This window comes from Actinomyces oris (genome assembly GCF_006546825.1).
Lineage (GTDB): Bacteria > Actinomycetota > Actinomycetes > Actinomycetales > Actinomycetaceae > Actinomyces > Actinomyces oris.
In genome coordinates this window covers 158,563-175,179 of sequence record NZ_VICC01000007.1, presented here as the reverse complement: position 1 = coordinate 175,179, position 16,617 = coordinate 158,563, and the positions used below count along the sequence as shown (strand labels likewise).

Sequence of the window (16,617 nt, the reverse complement as noted above, 5' to 3'; positions counted from 1 at the left end):
TGCCACAGTGGGACCCAGGTCCCCAGTGGTGGACGTGGCACAGTGGTGCATGTGACAGGCCAGAGCCCCTCCCAGCCCAGCCCGCAGCCCTCCCCCGGTGCCGGCCGTGCGTCCGGTCTCGACGCGGGCGGCGGCCCCGGCAACTCCGGCAGCCCCGACGGCCCCCGGGAGCTGGCGCCGCGAGCGAACCTCACCACCGCGGAGAACCCGTGGCCGCTGCGGCTGCTGTCCTCCAAGATCGACCAGTACGTGGCCCGCATGAGCCAGGTGTGGGTGGAGGGGCAGGTCATTCAGCTCAACCGCCGCCCCGGCGCCGGCATGGCCTTCCTCACCCTGAGGGACACGGAGGCCGACATCTCCATGTCGGTGTCCATCTACGCCCGGGTCCTCGACGCCGTTCTGGCCCGCACCGGCGCCGAGCTCGGCGAGGGCGCCCGCGTGGTGGTGCGCGCCAAGCCCACCTTCTGGGCCAAGCGGGGCTCGCTCCAGCTGCAGGCCGACGACATCCGGCCCGTCGGCGTCGGCGACCTGCTGGCCCGCATCGAGCAGCTGCGCCGCATCCTGGCCGCTGAGGGCCTGTTCGACGCCGAGCGCAAGCGGCCCCTGCCCTTCCTGCCGCGCAAGGTGGGTCTTGTGTGCGGGCGCCAGGCCAAGGCCAAGGACGACGTGCTGGTCAACGCCCGCCTGCGCTGGCCCGGCCTGCCCTTCGAGGTGCGGGAGGTCGCCGTCCAGGGGGCGCGCGCCGTCGGCGAGGTCACCCGGGCCATCCAGGAGCTCGACGCCGATGCGCAGATCGACGTCATCGTCGTGGCCCGCGGGGGCGGCGCCGTCGAGGACCTGCTGCCCTTCTCCGACGAGGGCCTCGTGCGCGCCGCGGCCGCCTGCCGCACGCCGCTGGTCTCCGCGATCGGCCACGAGACCGACTGCCCCCTGCTGGACCTGGTGGCCGACTACCGGGCCTCCACCCCCACCGACGCCGCCCGCCGGATCGTCCCCGACCTCGCTCAGGAGACCGTGGGCCTGGACTCGGCCCGCGAGCGCCTGCGCAGCGTGCTCGCCTCGCGGCTGGACGCCGAGCAGGCGGCCCTGGACCAGCTGCGGGCCCGGCCGGTCATGGCCGACCCCACCTCGATCGTGCGCGACCGGGTCATCGAGCTGGGTCAGGCCCGCGACAGGATGCGCCGGGCCGTGGAGCATCGTCTGTCGCTGGCGGCCGCGGACCTGCGCGCCGACCACGCCCGGCTGACGGCACTGTCGCCGCAGGGGGTCCTGGACCGCGGCTACACGATTCTGCGCACCCCCGGCGGCAAGGTCATCACCAGCGCCGAGGACGTCAAGAAGGGCGACCTCATCGAGGGCGTCCTGGCCCAGGGGAGGCTCGTCGCCCAGGTCGTCGGCGCCACCAAGCCCCGGCCCGCCGACATCGACTGAAGAGCAACTGGGCGCCGCCAAGGCCTCGGGGACCGTGCCCGCTCGCGGCCTGCTGGAGGCCCGAGGACGCACTGTAGGGCGTGCGGGCGGCCCCCTGGGACGCAGTGGTCGAGGCTTACGGTGCGTCCTCGCGCTCCGGGCGGCCGGTAGCCCTGAGGACGACGATGGCGACGGGGATCGCGGCCACCGCGAAGACGGCCGACGCCCCGACGACTGCCCGGTGGAAGCCGGTCAGGAAGTCGCCTGAAGCGATCAGGCTGCCAAGAACGGCCACACCGACGACGCTGCCGGTCTGCCGGGCCGCGTTGATGACGCTGCCGGCGATGCCGGTGTAGCCCACCGGCGCGGAGGCGACGGCGGCCGAGGTTGCGGCGGGCATGGTCAGTGCCGTGCCGAAACCGCCCAGGAAGGTCAGGGCCGCCACCAGCGGGTACGGCGTCGAGGCCGTGACGGCAGCGAGCCCCAAGAACCCGACCGCACCGGTGAGCAGGCCCGTCAGCATCGTGGGGAACGCCCCTGTTCTGGCGGTCATCCTGCCTCCCATCGGGGAGGCGACGACGGCGCTGCACGCCTGCGGCGCCAGGGCCAGACCGGCGAGCCATGGCTCATAGCCCAGGTAGCGCTGCAGGAACAGAGCCAGGATGAAGAGCTGGCCGAAGAAGCCGGTATTGAGCGCGAACCCGACCGCGGCGGCCACGGCGAAACGCGGTCGGGAGAACACCGCCGTCGGCAGCATCGGTCGGCTCGCGTTGCGCTCAACCAGGATGAAGGCCACCAACAGGCACAGTCCGGCGAGGGTTGAAGCGACAACGGGTGGGCTCCACCCGTGCTCGCCCGCGGCGATGATCCCGTAGGTGGCGACCGCGAGCCCTGCGACGGAGAGAACCTGCCCGAGCAGGTCGCCGCCTTCGCGTCGTCGCAGCGACCGCGTCTCCGGCGCGGGCAGGCTGCGGGCGGTGAGCCACAGGGCGGCTGCGACGAGGGGAAGGTTCACCCAGAACACGAGCCTCCAGCCGGTGAAGGTCACGAGCAGTCCCCCGGCCACCGGACCGACGGCCGCGGCGATACCACCGGCTCCTCCCCACAGGCCGATGGCTCGGGCCCGGTCGGCGGAGCGATCATGGATGAGGGAGAGTATTGCCAGGGAGGCTGGGACGATCGCGGCGGCGCCGACGCCCTGCAATGCGCGGAAAGCGATGAGCGCGCCGCCGGCAGGGGCCAGGGCACAGGCCGTCGAAAACAGGCCGAAGACCAGCAGGCCGAGCAGGTGGACGCATTTTGCGCCCAGCCGGTCACAGGCCGCCCCTGCCGACAGCTGCAGGGCTGCGAAGGTGAGGGCGTAAGCGTCGACAACCCACTGCAGGGAGGCGACCGGGGCCCCCAGGTCCCCGCCGATCCGCGCCAGCGCCACGTTGACGACCGTCGTGTCGAGCATGACGATGAAGAACCCCAGCAGCGCCGCGATGAGGGCGCCACGCCGTCGGTATCCGCTCATGAGTGATCTCCTTACTCCTCTGCCCCCGTCTGCCGGTTGGTGCCGGCCACCGGCAGGCTAGAGCCACAATTGTTCGGCGCAGACCGAACCGGCGCGGGCGCATACTGGCCGCATGTCACGGACTTCCGACCGTTTCTTCCCCGAGGCGGTTCCTGACGTCGCCGGAACGGCTGCGGCGCTGGCCGACCTGTCGCGGGCCGCCATGTGTGCGGCGCTTATGGACGGCAGGGCGTGGACGGTGGGCGAGCTCGGCTCATACGCCGGGGTCACGCGGTCGACGGCCAGCGAGCATGTCGACGTGCTGGCGGCGCGCGGTCTTGTCACGAGGGTCCGGCAGGGGCGGCACTGCTACATCACGCTCTCAGGGCCCGAGGCGGCTCGGGTCATCGAGGCCCTGGGGGTGATGGCGGCATCAGCGCTGCCCACGTCGCGCAGTCTCAATGCGTGGACGGTGAACCGGCAGCTGTTGGCAGCCCGTACCTGCTACCGCCACCTAGCGGGACGGCTCGGCGTGAGTCTGGCCGAACAGCTCCAGGAGCGCGGTCACCTGGATCCCTCGTGGGGACTGACCGGTTCCGGCGAGGACCTCCTGGCTACCTGGGGGATGGAGAAGCCGCTTCATATCCGTGGGGAGGCGTGCATGGACTCCACTGAGCGACGGTTTCATCTCGGCGGGCCGCTGGGGATCGCACTGACGCAGGCGCTGTTCGATCGCACCTGGATCGCACGCATCGAACGGACCCGGGCGGTGAAGCTCACGGAGGCCGGCCGCGAGGCACTGGCGCAGGCAGGTTTGACGGAAGTGCTGACACACCTCGGTGAAACGACCTCCAACGACGCAGCAGGATAGAAGTGCGGGCTGACGTATCGGTGCACGTCGACCGGGACCAGCAAAAGTCAGAAAGGCTCTCAGGCCCGGATTTTGTCCAGATGGGACGACTTTGGAGCCGTTACAACCAGTCGATGCCGCGCTAAAACGCTCTGACCAGTGCAGATACGAACGCCACTGAGACGGGGCACTGTCAAAGTCGTCCCTCTTGGACACTTTTACCCTGCGGACACTGTCTCAGACCGTCCGGCCCGCCCTGCCCGGGGCCAGCCCGTGCGAGAATCGGGGGGTGAGCTCCGAGATGAACCCCGGCCCGTACTCCGACCAGTACCCAGAGGAGTACTCACCCCACAGCAGCCCCTACTCGGCGTCCTCAGCATCGTCAGGGTCTTCAGCGTCATCAGCTCCTGGCGCCGGCGGGGCCTCTGGCGCCAACGAGGATGTCGCCTCGCTCAGCTATGAGCGGGCCCGCGAGGAGCTGGTGGCCGTCGTGCAGCGTCTTGAGGCGGGCTCGGTCCCTCTGGAGGACTCCTTGGCGCTGTGGGAGCGCGGCGAGGCCCTGGCCCAGCGCTGCCAGACCTGGCTCGATGAGGCCCGCACCCGCCTGGCCGCGGTCGCGCAGGAGGACCCTGAGGACTGACGCGACCTGGGGCTGGCTGGGTATGACCCGCCCCGGGGCTGCGGCTCCAGACCGGGCGCATACCCGCACGCGCAACGAATCGATAGACCGTCTTGGGGCGTTGCCATGGGCTCGGAAGCCTGGTAGGTGCCCGCCTGCGCGGCGGACTGACCGAGTTGCCCGGGGCCCTCTGGCCGTGGTGCCCCCATCGAACACCTCCGGCAGCCGGAGCAGGAACCCGGAGGGAGCCGTGGATGTCCAAATCGGACACAAAGGCTTGGGTCGTTCTCATCCGGACGGAACACAACCGCATGATTCCAAGGTTTTCATTCATGCGACCTGTGCACTGAACGCCCTTTGTATCCGATTTGGACATTCTTGGGCGAGATGAGCCCTGTGGGCGGCGCCGGATCGGTAGTCTGTGAGCATTCGCCCTCCGGCCACGCGCATCGACCAGCGCGCCGGCCACTTCCAGGCAGTGTGGCGCCGCCGCGTTCCTCATCCGCCCGAGTCCCCTCACCGCCTCTTGTCATCTCCCGGTCCACCACTCCGGCCAGCCCTCCGCCCCTCCTACGTCTCGTCTCAGCTCACCACCACCGGACCCCGGTCCTGCACGAAGGAGTCACCCATGACCGCACCCGGCCGCCCAGGATCCGCTCTCGTCATCGGCGAGGCCCTGGTTGATGTCGTCATCCACCCCGGGCAGGAGCCTGTGGACATCCCCGGCGGCGCACCCGCCAACGTCGCCCTGGGGCTGGCGCGCCTGGGTCGCGACGTCGAGCTGCACTGCTGGATCGGCACCGACGAGCGCGGCAGGGCCGTGCGCTCCCACCTGGAGGCCTCCGGGGTCCGTCTGGCTCCGGGCGCCGACGGTGCGGCGCGCACCTCCACGGCACAGGCCACGATCGGGGAGGACCGCGCCGCCAGCTACGTCTTCGACCTGGACTGGAACCCGCCGCGCCCGACACTGCCCGACGGGCAGGCGCCGCTGCTGGTGCACACCGGCTCGATCGCCGCGATCCTGTCCCCCGGCGCCACCACCGTGGAGCAGGTGCTGCGCGAGACCCGCGCCACCTCCACCATTGCCTACGACCCCAATGCCCGCCCCCAGCTCATGGGGGACCCGAAGGACGCCCGCCAGATCGTCGAGCGACTGGTGGGCCTGTCCGACCTGGTCAAGTGCTCCGATGAGGACATCGCCTGGCTCTACGGCCGGGACGCGGACCTGGAGACGGTGCTGCGCTCCTGGTTGGACAAGGGCGTGGCCGTCGTGGTGGTCACGCGCGGCAAGGAAGGGGCCCTGGCCCTGTCCGCCTCGGGGGTGCGCCTGGAGGTGCCCGCCGACCCAAGCGTCGTAGTGGCGGACACGGTGGGCGCCGGCGACTCCTTCATGGGCGGTCTGGAGGATGCCCTGTGGAGTGAGGACCTCGTGGGTGCGGACCGGCGCGAGGCGCTGCGCGCCGTGGACACCGAGACCCTGGAACGGATCATGCGCCACGCCGCGGCCATCGCCGACATCACGGTCTCGCGGGCCGGAGCCAACCCGCCCACTCGCGACGAACTTCCCTGAGGAGTCCGGCGCGAGGAGTTCGTTGGGCAGTCCACACGCTCGTCTCCTGAAACGCCCGAACGCGCGACCTCAGGCACGACTGCGCAGGTGAGGGAGGCACCGGCGCTGGGCAGTGCGACCGCACGGGCTCAGTGCAGGAGCGCGGCGGCCAGCAGGACCACGGGCACGAATCCGGCCGTCGTCAGCAGGACGGCATCCCGGGCCAGGTCCTTGGCCGCCCCGTAGCGCGAGGCGTACATGAAGACGTTCTGCGCCGTGGGCAGGGCGGCGGTGACGACCGGGGCGAGCAGCTGGCCTCCGCTGAGTCCCGCCGCCAGTCCGACGACGACGGCCAGCCCCGGCATGACGGCGAGCTTCCAGCCCACCGCCAGCCACAGGCCGCTGCGCCAGCCTGCGCCACGCTGGGACGTCGACCTCACCCCGTGCGCCGGCTCCTCCTCCACCCGGGGTGGTCGGCCTCCCAAGGTGTCGACCGCGTGCGCCTCCAATCCGGCCTCCGCCACCGGCGGCTCCTGACCTTGGCGGGCCGACTGGGCCGACTGCACCGGCTGGGCCTGCGAGCCCTGCGGGGACGGGGACGCCTCATCCAGCGCGGGATTCCGCAGGGGCCGGGGCGCCCCGGCCAGGCTCATCCCCAGGGCCAGCATCATGAGCGGCACGGCGACGCGCCCGAGCATCTCCAGGCCCTGGGCCGGATAGCCACCGCCCCACTCCTTGAGGTCCACCCCACCCAGGTTCGCCGCGGTCCCGGCCACGACTCCCCACAGCAGCGGGTTGCGCAGCGGGACAGTCAGGGTCGCCAGGCGGGACGGGTTGCCGCGGCGGGTGACGGCGTCGAGCACGGTGAAGGTGGCCGGGGTGAGCACGAGGAGCTGGAGCAGGAGGATCGGGGCGATCGTGGCCGCATCCCCCAAGACGAGGACGGCCACCGGGATCCCCAGGTTCGCGGCATTGACGTAGCCGGAGGCGAGCGCGCCGATGGTGGCCTCGGCGGTGGGGCGGCGCAGCACGAGGCGGTGGAGGCACCAGGCCGAGACGATGGCCGTGAGTTCGGCGGCCACGGCCACTGCGGTGGAGCGGGAGAGGACCGCCGTCAGGTCGGCGCGGCTCAGCGTGGTCACGAGGAGGGCCGGGGTGGCGGCGAAGAAGCAGACACGGGTGAGGACCCCGTCGGCGTCAGCGGGCACGGCGCGGGTGCGCACCAGCAGCCAGCCGACGGCGATGACCGCGCCGAAGACGGCCAGTCCCGCCACCACATCAGCCATGGTCTCCCCCTCTCATAGGCCCCACCGCGACGAGGTCGTTGGTTAACCCGCGAGGTCGTACCCTTAACCCTCGATCGCGCGGCATAAGGTACGACCGCGCGGGCGAGGCCACGGCAGTACGCCTTAGCCGACCGGCTCGAGGTCCACCCAGGTGCCGACGTGGTCGGAGATGATGAAGGAGGTCGTGCCCCACTCCACGGCGCGCAGGAGCGGGCTCCCGCCCGACGCGGCGGCCTCATCGGTCAGCGGCAGGCCGTCGGGGCCGGTGGGCCACAGGTCGGTCAGCACGTGGTCGATGCGCCGCTTGGGGTCGGCTGCTGGGAAGGTGAGCCCCTCCCCCACGGTCCGCCCGAGCCCCAGGGCGTCGACCTGCTCGGCGGAGAGGTTGTAGTCGCCCACGAGCAGGTGCGGCCCGGGCAGCCCGGCGAGCGCCCCCCAGGCGGCGGCGAGCTGGCGCGCCGCCATGGACTCGCGGGTCGCCAGGTGGGTGGAGGCGACCGAGAGCTGGTGGATCGGCCCGCCAGCGCCTTCGGGCACCTCGAGGGTGGCGGCCACCATGACGCGCTGGGAGGCGGTGGACACGTGGTAGGAGCGCGGGTCCCAGGCCCGCTTGCCGCGCTTCTCCACGCTGGAGGCCCCGCGCCCCAGGCGCTTGACGTGCCAGCCGGAGACCGGGAAGCGCGACAGGAGGGCGTTACCGTAGCCGATCGGCCCGGCCCCGACGGCGGCGCGCAGCAGCCCCAGGACGTCGTCGGTCGGCGAGCTCAGCGCGGTGCGCAGGGGCCGACGGCGCAGCCCCACCACCGGCCCGGCGTAGCTGGCGGAGAAACGGCAGGTCGGCATGCCCAGCTCCTCTGCCAGGAAGGCCGCCTGGTGGAGGCGCCCGGAGCGGGCCTGCCCCAGGTCCACCTCCTGGAGGGCGATGATGTCGGGGGCCAGCTCGGCGATCTGCTCGGCCGTGGCCCGCATAACGGCACGGGCGGTGGCGGGGTCGGAGATGTCGGCGCCGGCCAGCGAGCCGGTGGAGGCGCTGCCGTCACCGGCCCCCGCGCCGGGCAGGCCGTGCTGGAGGTTGAGGCTCAGGACCCGGATCATGCTTGCTCCTCCTCGAAGGTCAGGCTCACGGAGTTCATACAGTAGCGCTGGCCGGTGGGGGTCTGGGGGGCGTCGTCGAAGACGTGTCCCAGGTGGCTGTGGCAGGTGGCGCAGCGGACCTCAGTGCGCACCATGCCGTGGGAGGTGTCGGTGCTCAGGGTGACCGCTTCGGAGTCGGAGGGGTCGTAGAAGGAGGGCCAGCCGCAGTGGGAGTCGAACTTGGTGGTGGAGCGGAACAGCTCGGCGCCGCAGCCGCGGCAGCGGTAGACGCCCTCGCGGTGCTCGTCGAGCAGGGCCCCGGTGAAGGGGCGCTCAGTGCCGGCCTCGCGCAGCACGTGGTACTCCATGGGGCTCAGGGCGGCGCGCCACTGGGCGTCGGTGCGCGCGGCGGCCTCCAGGTCGAGGATCGGGCCGTCGAGGGCCGGGTCGGAGGGCGCAGAGGTGGGCGTCACGGAGGGGTCGCTGCTGGCGTTCGTAGTCATGGGCTCATCGTCACCCGCCCGACGACGCCGGGCGACCTGCGTTCACGCAGCGAAAACTCACCCATCCGCCGGGGCGTCGGCCACGTAGCGACTCGGCTCACCTGGGTCCCAGTCCCCCGCGCCGAGCCCGGTGCAGCAGGGAGCGCCCCATGGCCCGCCCCAGGGTGACGGCCCGCCGGGCTCCCAGACCGTGGGCCGCGCTCTCCCCCTCGGCCTCCGTGGTCACGGCGGCATCGTCCCCGCTTCCCGTAGCTGCCGGGGTGGTGTCGGCGGGAGCGTCCTTCTGCTTGGCGACGATCTCCGCCGCCGCGCGGGCCACCTTCTCGGGGTCGAGGTCATGGGTGACCTCGACCTGCTCGACCTCCACTCGCGTGCGCGGCAGGGCGTAGGGGGCCTCCCGCTGGAGCCAGGTGACCAGCTCCTCGCGCACGTAGGACTTGAGGGCGCCGACATCACCGGGATTGTCCCCGGTCAGGACGATGCGCACGGTGACGTGACCGCCGACGGCGTCGAAGACCTCCAGGGAGGCCTGGCGCCCGTCCCAGGCCGGGGAGGCGGCCACGAGGCGGGCCAGCTCGGCGCGCAGCGAGGCGATGGGCACGCGCCAGTCCAGGTCGAGGGTGAAGAAGCCGGTGGCCTGGGAGCCTCCGCGCGTCCAGTTGGCGAAGGGGTTCTCGGTGAAGTGGGTCGAGGGCAGGATGAGGCGCCGGTCGTCCCAGGTGCGCATGACCACGTAGGTCAGGGTGATCTCCTCGATGGTGCCCTGCTGATCGTCGACGACGACGATGTCACCCACGCGGATGGCGTCGGTGGTGGCCAGCTGGAGGCCGGCGAAGACGTTGCCGAGCATGGAGCGGGCGGCCATACCGGCGATGACGGAGGCCAGGCCGGCCGAGGCGAGCAGCGATCCCATGGCGAACTGGACGCTGGGGAAGGTCATGATGGCGCTGACGAGCCCGGCGATGACGATGATGGCCTGGGCGACGCGTCGGAGGACCTGGCTCTGGGTGGTCACCCGGTTGGCGCGCCCCTGGTCCCCGCCGGCCTGTGCCCCCTTGACGACGGTGGACTCGGTGGACTTGGCGAAGGCGACGACGAGCCAGGTCACCGAGCCGATGAGGGCGATGGTGAGCCCGCGTTCGACGATGACCATCGTCGTGGAGTCGCTCTTGTCGAGCCGCAGCCCGGCCAGGGCCAGCTGGGAACCCAGGAATGCCCCGGTCATGGCGCCGACGGCGAAGACGGGCCGGCGCCCAAGCTCCACGACCTCGTGGTACAGGAGGCGGCGCCTGCCCATGAACGTCAGGATCGCCACCACCACGAAAGCGATGACGAGGCCGATGACGGCACCCAGCCCGGCGTGCCAGGCGATGGTGACCAGGTCGTTCGTCGTCTTGGTCACCACTTTGACGGTCTGGTGCACGTTGACCTCGGGTATGCCGGTGAAAGTGCTGGTGGGCGTGGGAGCGGGGGTGGCGGAGGGACTCGCGCTGGGATCTGCGCTGGGGGTCGCGGGAGGGGTGGTGGCTGCGACGAGCATGACGCCACCTTAAGCAGCCCCGCTGTGCCTGGGCTGTGACGTATGGCTGGCAGTGGGAACCACCCCTCCCAACTTCCGCTTGACGTACTACGTGTGCCGTAGTACGTTAGATGCACACAAGGACCTCAGGGCCCCGTCATCACGAACCAAGGAAGGAGGGTTCACATGATTAGCGCAGACGCCATTCGCGGCTACATCGACCTCATCGTCCTGTCCCTGCTCAAGCGACAGCCGTCCTACGCCTACGATCTGGCCAAGACCATCACCGAGGTCTCCGACGGCGAGTACACCATCAAGCAGACCACGCTCTACACGGCCCTCAAGCGCCTGGAGTCCACCGGCCTGGCGGCCTCCTACTCGGGAGTGTCCGACTCCGGCAAGTCCCGCACCTACTACCGCCTCACCTCCGAAGGCACCACCCACCTGACCGCCAAGGTCGCCGAGTGGGAGGACACCAAGACCCTCGTCGACCGCTTCGCGAAAGGATCCCACTGATGGACACCATCGAGACCTTCCTCGACAACATGTTCGCCCCCTACCCCGCCACACCTCGCCTGATCGAGGCCCGCTCCGAGCTGCGCGCCATGATGGAGGACGCCTACAACGACGCCATCGCCCAGGGCAAGACCCACAATGAGGCGGTCGGGCAGGTCATCACTGACTTCGGCAACCTTCACGAGCTGGCCCCAGTCCTGGGCATCGCTCAGGACATCCAGCCCGGCGGCGCCCCGCAGGTGGCCCCCGCCGGCGCTCCGGTGGCCTCCGAGCCCAGCCGTCCCGCTGGCCCCGCACCCGTCAGCCAGCAGGCCTCCTGGGACGGCAATCAGGACGACGACCCCTTCACCAACCTCGTGGCCGGGATCTACTGGCCGGCCGCCGTGGTCATCTACCTGCTGTGGAGCTTCATCTTCGACGCCTGGGACATCTCCTGGATCCTCTGGCCAGTGGCCGCCGTCGCCTTCGCCATCTTCGCCACCGTGCGCCGCTACCGGCGCGACCGCCAGTGAGTCCCTCCGCCCCGGCGCGAGGCTCACCCGGTCATGAGCGAAGGCCCGGAACCTTGTGGGTTCCGGGCCTTTCGCAGTGGCTCCGACCGGCGTCGATCCGGTGACCTTTCGATTTTCAGTCGAACGCTCTACCAACTGAGCTACAGAGCCGTGGGATGGAATCGGCCCGACCATTTCTGATCGGACCGACCGTTCCGCGACCTCGACGGGACTTGAACCCGCGACCTCCGCCGTGACAGGGCGGCGCGCTAACCAACTGCGCCACGAGGCCAGTGTGAATTCACTGTGTTATTCACTTGTGCGAATCCGTACCCCCAACGGGATTCGAACCCGTGCTACCGCCGTGAAAGGGCGGGGTCCTAGGCCGCTAGACGATGGGGGCCAGGGGCCTTCGACGTCGTCGCGCCTCGAACCGGGATGAACACTAAGGGGACAGTCTTCCGCAGCGCAAATCCCAGGAGCGTGACCCTCCTCACCGCTCGGTTTTCGGCGGAATTCCGGCCCGCGAGGACTGTCGGACCGGAGCCGGGCGGTCTGGCAGGCTGTGCCCGTGAGCCACGAGCAGCAGCAGGAGCCTGACCGACCCTGGGAGCCGCAGCCGGTCAGGATGTCGCAGCAGGACTTCGAGGACGTCGTCGGCGACGCCCTCGACCGGATCCCGGAGGACCTGGCCGAGGTGATGGATAACGTCGTCGTCCTCGTTCAGGACGAGCCCGATCCGGAGATGCTCACCGAGGAGGACTACGACGACTCCGGCATGCCCACGCTCCTGGGGCTGTACGACGGCGTCCCCCTGACCGAGCGCGACGAGGGCTGGTCCATGGTGCTGCCCGACCGCATCCTCATCTTCCGCGGACCCTTGGAGCGCTGGTGCGCCAGCCGCGAGGAGCTGGAGGAGGAGATCACCGTGACCGTCATCCACGAGGTGGCCCACCACTTCGGCATCCCCGACGAGCGCCTCCACGAGCTGGGCTGGGAGTAGCGCCGCGAACAGTGCGTGAACAGACCGTCAGGGTCATGACCTCGCGAGCACCCAGGGACCTGTCTTAGTGTGGCCGACATGAACGACCGTCATCGGCCTGCAGCTCCGGATGCCGGGGAGACTCCCGCCCCCGCCGACCCGAGCACGTCCCCGCAGCACCACATGAGTCGACGACCAGTGCTCCTGGCGGCCCTGGTGGGCGCCGGGTCCCTGGCGGGATGCTCCCTCATCCCCGGCTCCTCGTCGGCCGGCTCCTCCCCCAGTGCGAAGCCCCAGACCCCGGAGCCGGCGGCGTCGAGCGCCGCCCCCTCGCCCACCGCGGCCGCGAGCCCGGCTCCGTCGGCCACGGCGACCGCGACGGCCACCGACGGAGCGCTGGCGGGCTGGAGCCTGGAGGAGAAGGTCGGCCAGCTCATGATGGTCGGGGTGGACGCCCAGGCCCCCAAGCAGTCCTCCAACGAGGCCGTCGACACCCACCATGTCGGCAACATCTTCATCGCCGGACGCACCACAGCGGGCAGCCAGGCGACCCAGAAGGTCATCAGCTCCTTCACCTCCAAGGTCGGCCCGGGCACGACCCACGCCACCCCGATGCTCGTGGCCACCGACCAGGAGGGTGGCGAGGTCCAGGTCCTGGCCGGATCGGGCTTCTCCGACATCCCCTCGGCGCTGGACCAGTCAGCTCAGCCGCGCGACCAGCTGGTGGCCTCGGCGCGCACCTGGGGCAAGGAGCTGGCCGACGTCGGCGTCAACATGAACCTGGCCCCGGTCGCCGACCTGGTCGACATTGCCCGGCCGGCCTCCAACGAGCCCATCGGCCGCTGGGGGCGGGAGTACGGGCACGACGCCGCCACGGTCTCCTCCCAGGCCGGTGCCTTCGCTGAGGGGATGCAGGCCTCGAAGGTCATCCCCACTTACAAGCACTTCCCGGGCCTGGGGCGGGTGACGGCCAACACTGACACGTCTGCGGGCGTCGTCGACTCCACCACGACCCGCGGCGCCGATACCGCCGTCAGTGTCGTCTTCGGCGCCGCCATCGCCGCCGGGGCGCCGGTCATCATGGTCTCCTCGGCGACGTACTCCCTCATCGACCCCTCAGCGCCGGCGGTCTTCTCCTCGACAATCGTCACCGACATGCTGCGCAGGGAGATGGGCTTCTCCGGGGTGGTCATCACCGACGACGTCTCCGCCGCCGTCCAGGTCCAGGACGTGAGCGCGGGCGATCGGGCCGTGCGGGCGATCCGGGCCGGCTGCGACATCGTGCTGGCCTCGGCGGACCCGACGGTGGCCGCGGACATGGTCAAGGCCCTCATCGCCACTGCCCGGTCCGATCCGGCCTTCGCGGCGCGGGTGGACGAGTCGGCCACGCGGGTGCTGAACCTGAAGAAGAGCCTGGGGTCCTGACGCACGCCGAGATGCGCATCGGCCCGCCTTGTGCCAGTGGCTCGAGACGGGCCGATCACGTTGTCAGGCCAGCCGGCTCAGGTCTCAGCGAAGCTTGGTGGTGCCCTGCGATGTTCCGTTGGACTCGATGCGCTTGGCCAGGCAGTGGTCGGAGTCGTAGCCCTGGGCGTCGCACCAGGCATTGGCCTGGTCGCCGTCGGAGTAGGTATCACCCTGCAGGGTCACCCACCAGCCGCCGGTGTCGTAGACCGGCCACTGACTGGTGTCGATGATGACGGCCTTCGGGTTGGCCTGCTGCGTCTTGAGGTACTCGGCGAGGATCGCGCGTTTGGTCCAGGTCTGCCCGTCGGCCACGAGACCCACCTGCTTGGAGGACAGCTGCGGGGTCCACTTGCCCCGCAAGCTGTTCATGACGATGGGGTAGTCGTGCTTGATCTGCCACTGGATGGCGTCTCCGGCGGCCTGCTCGTCCTGCGCCTCCTGGTTGGCGTTGGAGCTCGCGGAGGAGGCGATGGTCATCGCGGAGTTCGTCGAGCTCTTCGCGGTGGCGGTCGATGAGCTGCCGCGGTCGAAGGAGGGCCGGACCGTCAGGCCCTTGAGGTCGAGGTCCTTGGCGGTGCGGAAGTAGTGCTGCTCGCCGAAGCGCAGCGTCACCGCCCGTCCGCCGTTGGGGATGATGAGCGGGTCGCTGGAGAGGTCGAAGGTTCCCGAGGCCACGAGGTGGTCGACGTCGGCGCCGCCGGTGGGGCTGGTGGAGCTGTAGACGAGGACCTGGCTGGACGACCCGGCCAGGAAGTCGCCCTCGGCGCAGGAGGTCGCCATGTTGCCGTGGACCTTGAGCTCGCCCTGGCCGTCCTCCACCGAGGTGATCGTGAAGGTCGGCATGCTGGAGCAGGCCTTGACCGCGCCCGAGGGCAGGGCCGCGGCGGTCGAGGTGGCCGCGGCGTCTGCCTGCCCGTTCTGCTTGCCGTCCTCGCCCCCGTCGCTGTCGGCCTTGTTCTGGGAGGTGTCCTCACTCTTACCCTTGTTGGCGAAGTGGCTGCCGGCCCACAGGCCGCCTCCGCCGACGATGACGAGCAGGAGGACCACGATGATCGCGACCAGGCGACCGCTGCTGGATTTCGACGGCTGCTTCTGCTGGGGAGGCGGCATCTGGGCCATCATCTGGGGGCCGAACATGTCCAGCTCCACCGCCGGCTGAGCGGCGGAGAAGCCCGACGGCGCCCCAGTGGGGGTCTCGGCCCAGGCGGCGATGTCCTCGGCCGACGGCGGCGGGGGCACGGGGAAGGCCACCGACTCGGCCGAGCCCGCGGCGGGAGCGGCCGAGCCCGCTGTCCAGCCGGAGGACACGGCCGCGGACTGGGCTGACGCCGTGACGTCAGTCGTGTCAGCCGAGTCCACCTCGTGCCGCTGCAAGGCGGGGGCGAGGACGGTCGTGTCGTTGTTGTCGGAGTCCGCAGCCTCGTCGGTTGCGGTCTCCGCCTCCGCATCGGGCTCGGCGGCAGTCTCAGCCGCGTTGGAGCCCTCGGCAGGTTCCTCTGTCTCCGGCTCAACACCGGCTTCGCCAGAGCCGGCATCCTCAGCGCCGTCCTCTGCCTCGTCACCCGAGTCATCGGGGCGCGGCGCCTGAGCCTCGCCAGCGGCGTCCTCCGGCTCTGCATCGGGCTCGGCGGCAGTCTCGGCCCCCTCGGTGTCCTCGGAGTGCTCGGCAGACTCCTCTGTCTCCGGCTCGACACCGGCCTCGCCAGAGTCGCCATCGGCAGTATCCTCAGCCGCGCCGGAGTCCTCGGCAGGCTGGTCCTCCGAATCCGGGCTCTCAGCCTCGGCATCCTCAACGTCTTCGGAGTCCTCGTCAGACTCGTCAGTCCCCGGTTCCTCGGCCTCATCAGCAGGCTCCACGCCACGCTCGTCGGCAGACTCGTCGGCGGCGGTGTCCTCGACGTGCGGGTCCTCCGGAGCCGGGCTCTCAGCCTCGGCATCCTCAGTGCCCTCAGTGCCCTCGGAGTCCTCGTCAGACTCCTCTGTCTCCGGCTCGACACCAGCTTCGCCAGAGTCGGCATCCTCAGTGCCCTCAGTGCCCTCGGAGTCCTCGTCAGACTCCTCTGTCTCCGGCTCGACACCAGCTTCGCCAGAGTCGGCATCCTCAGCATCGTCCTCTGCCTCGTCACCCGAATCGTCGGGGCGCGGCGCCTGAGCTTCGCCGGTTGCGGTCTCCGCATCGGGCTCAGTGGCAGCCTCAGCCACAGATTCCGTGGCCTGCACATCCTCGGCCTCATCATCGTCAACCGGCCCGGGCTCATCGGCGGCCTCGTCCTCGTCCACCGGCGTGCCGCCGTCTCCGGCCGACTCCGCCGACTCCGCCGACTCGGTCGGCTCCGTCTGCGCCGGGTCCCCCTGACTGAAAGCAGGGTCCACAGTGGGCTCGCCGGCCGCACTATCAGCCGCAGCCCCCGCGTCACCCACGCCACCAGCAGCACTGGCGGCCGCGTCGTCGGTCAGGTAACCGCGCGCACGGAGATTGGCGAGGACCTCGACGTTCCCGGTACTGGCCAGCCAGCCGAGCAGGTCGGGATAGGCGGCCGGGTTGGTCGACAGCGGCGCCCACAGGTCGGGCCGGCTCTGTGCGATGGCGGCCTGCAGGGCCTGGTCCGGAGTCTGAGCGGCAACCGTCGCATCGGCCTGATGCGCCGCCATCATGAGCTGAACCGGATCCATGCAGAGCCTTTCCGGGAGAACGTATGGGTGACCTCGACTGATCGGGCGCGCAGCCAACCCATCCCGGGTCCTTCACCAGGCTCCGACCATCCCCGATGGTAATCACGAATCGTCGGAAAAGTTAGAAAACGGACTCCACCTCGCCAACGCCCGCTTCTTCTATGCGCCCCGTCCGCCCCTCGT

The 16,617-nt window shown here is 70.6% G+C and carries 14 protein-coding genes and 3 tRNA genes; 8 read left to right on the top strand and 9 right to left on the bottom strand.

Translation table 11 applies throughout. The annotated features are described in order from the left end of the window. Positions 1 to 42: 42 nt before the first annotated feature. A complete protein-coding gene (gene xseA, locus FK267_RS11520) occupies positions 43 to 1,431 on the top strand; it encodes an exodeoxyribonuclease VII large subunit (RefSeq protein WP_075377944.1) in 1,389 nt (462 codons plus the stop codon). Between the two features lie 115 nt (positions 1,432 to 1,546). On the opposite strand, the gene FK267_RS11515 is transcribed toward xseA, so the two are convergent. After that, the gene (locus FK267_RS11515) at positions 1,547 to 2,926 is read right to left on the bottom strand and encodes an MFS transporter (protein ID WP_075377943.1); all 1,380 of its coding nucleotides are present in this window, start codon (positions 2,924 to 2,926) and stop codon (positions 1,547 to 1,549) included. 112 nt (positions 2,927 to 3,038) lie between these two features. Here FK267_RS11515 and FK267_RS11510 point away from each other — a divergent pair, with 112 nt between their 5' ends. The 3 genes from FK267_RS11510 (at position 3,039) to FK267_RS11500 (ending at position 5,944) form a co-directional block, all read left to right on the top strand. Continuing rightward, positions 3,039 to 3,776, top strand: a complete 738-nt coding sequence (locus FK267_RS11510) for an ArsR/SmtB family transcription factor (RefSeq protein WP_075377942.1) — start codon at positions 3,039 to 3,041, stop codon at positions 3,774 to 3,776. Positions 3,777 to 4,044: 268 nt separating this feature from the next. Next, positions 4,045 to 4,395, top strand: coding sequence for an exodeoxyribonuclease VII small subunit (locus FK267_RS11505; protein ID WP_232622437.1), 351 nt, complete (start codon positions 4,045 to 4,047; stop codon positions 4,393 to 4,395). Between the two features lie 607 nt (positions 4,396 to 5,002). Continuing rightward, positions 5,003 to 5,944 (top strand): carbohydrate kinase family protein, encoded by a 942-nt coding sequence (locus tag FK267_RS11500; protein WP_075377940.1) that lies wholly within the window; start codon positions 5,003 to 5,005, stop codon positions 5,942 to 5,944. A 128-nt stretch (positions 5,945 to 6,072) separates the two neighbouring features. Here FK267_RS11500 and FK267_RS11495 read toward each other — a convergent pair whose 3' ends face one another. The 4 genes from FK267_RS11495 to FK267_RS11480 form a co-directional block, all read right to left on the bottom strand. Next, entirely contained in the window at positions 6,073 to 7,209 is a 1,137-nt protein-coding gene (locus FK267_RS11495; RefSeq protein ID WP_075377939.1) for an AEC family transporter, read from the bottom strand. A 123-nt stretch (positions 7,210 to 7,332) separates the two neighbouring features. Then, positions 7,333 to 8,304 (bottom strand): endonuclease/exonuclease/phosphatase family protein, encoded by a 972-nt coding sequence (locus FK267_RS11490; RefSeq protein WP_141407271.1) that lies wholly within the window; start codon positions 8,302 to 8,304, stop codon positions 7,333 to 7,335. After that, positions 8,301 to 8,786, bottom strand: a complete 486-nt coding sequence (gene msrB / locus FK267_RS11485; protein WP_075377937.1) for a peptide-methionine (R)-S-oxide reductase MsrB — start codon at positions 8,784 to 8,786, stop codon at positions 8,301 to 8,303. The genes FK267_RS11490 and msrB overlap by 4 nt, the downstream gene beginning before the upstream one ends. 97 nt (positions 8,787 to 8,883) lie before the next feature. Next, on the bottom strand, positions 8,884 to 10,326 hold the full coding sequence (locus FK267_RS11480) for a mechanosensitive ion channel family protein (protein WP_141407270.1): 1,443 nt from the start codon (positions 10,324 to 10,326) through the stop codon (positions 8,884 to 8,886). A 165-nt stretch (positions 10,327 to 10,491) separates the two neighbouring features. Here FK267_RS11480 and FK267_RS11475 point away from each other — a divergent pair, with 165 nt between their 5' ends. Both FK267_RS11475 and FK267_RS11470 read left to right on the top strand, forming a co-directional pair. After that, positions 10,492 to 10,821 (top strand): PadR family transcriptional regulator, encoded by a 330-nt coding sequence (locus FK267_RS11475; protein WP_010614388.1) that lies wholly within the window; start codon positions 10,492 to 10,494, stop codon positions 10,819 to 10,821. After that, positions 10,821 to 11,333, top strand: a complete 513-nt coding sequence (locus tag FK267_RS11470) for a permease prefix domain 1-containing protein (protein ID WP_141407269.1) — start codon at positions 10,821 to 10,823, stop codon at positions 11,331 to 11,333. The genes FK267_RS11475 and FK267_RS11470 overlap by 1 nt, the downstream gene beginning before the upstream one ends. A 77-nt stretch (positions 11,334 to 11,410) precedes the next feature. Here the strand turns inward: FK267_RS11470 and FK267_RS11465 are convergent. From FK267_RS11465 to FK267_RS11455, 3 genes are all read right to left on the bottom strand, one after another. After that, positions 11,411 to 11,483, bottom strand: a tRNA-Phe gene (locus FK267_RS11465). Positions 11,484 to 11,530: 47 nt separating this feature from the next. Next, positions 11,531 to 11,604 (bottom strand) — tRNA-Asp (locus FK267_RS11460). Positions 11,605 to 11,642: 38 nt separating this feature from the next. After that, positions 11,643 to 11,715: transfer RNA gene (locus tag FK267_RS11455), tRNA-Glu, on the bottom strand. Positions 11,716 to 11,883: 168 nt separating this feature from the next. On the opposite strand from FK267_RS11455, the gene FK267_RS11450 reads away from it, so the two are divergent. Together FK267_RS11450 and FK267_RS11445 are read left to right on the top strand one after the other, a co-directional pair. Then, positions 11,884 to 12,315 (top strand): metallopeptidase family protein, encoded by a 432-nt coding sequence (locus tag FK267_RS11450; RefSeq protein WP_003789030.1) that lies wholly within the window; start codon positions 11,884 to 11,886, stop codon positions 12,313 to 12,315. 69 nt (positions 12,316 to 12,384) lie between these two features. After that, positions 12,385 to 13,719, top strand: a complete 1,335-nt coding sequence (locus FK267_RS11445) for a glycoside hydrolase family 3 N-terminal domain-containing protein (RefSeq protein WP_075377934.1) — start codon at positions 12,385 to 12,387, stop codon at positions 13,717 to 13,719. Between the two features lie 84 nt (positions 13,720 to 13,803). Here the strand turns inward: FK267_RS11445 and FK267_RS11440 are convergent, their stop codons facing one another. Beyond that, positions 13,804 to 16,434 carry a variant leucine-rich repeat-containing protein gene (locus FK267_RS11440; RefSeq protein WP_141407268.1) on the bottom strand — a complete coding sequence of 877 codons (2,631 nt, stop codon included), beginning with the start codon at positions 16,432 to 16,434 and terminating at the stop codon, positions 13,804 to 13,806. Positions 16,435 to 16,617 lie beyond the last annotated feature (183 nt).

Excerpts from the sequence above, each read along its gene's own strand:
- FK267_RS11440 (WP_141407268.1), bottom strand. The coding sequence starts at position 16,434 with ATGGATCCGGTTCAGCTCATGATGGCGGCGCATCAGGCCGATGCGACG.
- FK267_RS11495 (WP_075377939.1), bottom strand. The coding sequence starts at position 7,209 with ATGGCTGATGTGGTGGCGGGACTGGCCGTCTTCGGCGCGGTCATCGCC.
- FK267_RS11470 (WP_141407269.1), top strand. The coding sequence starts at position 10,821 with ATGGACACCATCGAGACCTTCCTCGACAACATGTTCGCCCCCTACCCC.
- FK267_RS11515 (WP_075377943.1), bottom strand. The coding sequence starts at position 2,926 with ATGAGCGGATACCGACGGCGTGGCGCCCTCATCGCGGCGCTGCTGGGG.
- FK267_RS11500 (WP_075377940.1), top strand. The coding sequence starts at position 5,003 with ATGACCGCACCCGGCCGCCCAGGATCCGCTCTCGTCATCGGCGAGGCC.
- FK267_RS11490 (WP_141407271.1), bottom strand. The coding sequence starts at position 8,304 with ATGATCCGGGTCCTGAGCCTCAACCTCCAGCACGGCCTGCCCGGCGCG.
- FK267_RS11475 (WP_010614388.1), top strand. The coding sequence starts at position 10,492 with ATGATTAGCGCAGACGCCATTCGCGGCTACATCGACCTCATCGTCCTG.
- FK267_RS11510 (WP_075377942.1), top strand. The coding sequence starts at position 3,039 with ATGTCACGGACTTCCGACCGTTTCTTCCCCGAGGCGGTTCCTGACGTC.
- FK267_RS11480 (WP_141407270.1), bottom strand. The coding sequence starts at position 10,326 with ATGCTCGTCGCAGCCACCACCCCTCCCGCGACCCCCAGCGCAGATCCC.
- msrB (WP_075377937.1), bottom strand. The coding sequence starts at position 8,786 with ATGACTACGAACGCCAGCAGCGACCCCTCCGTGACGCCCACCTCTGCG.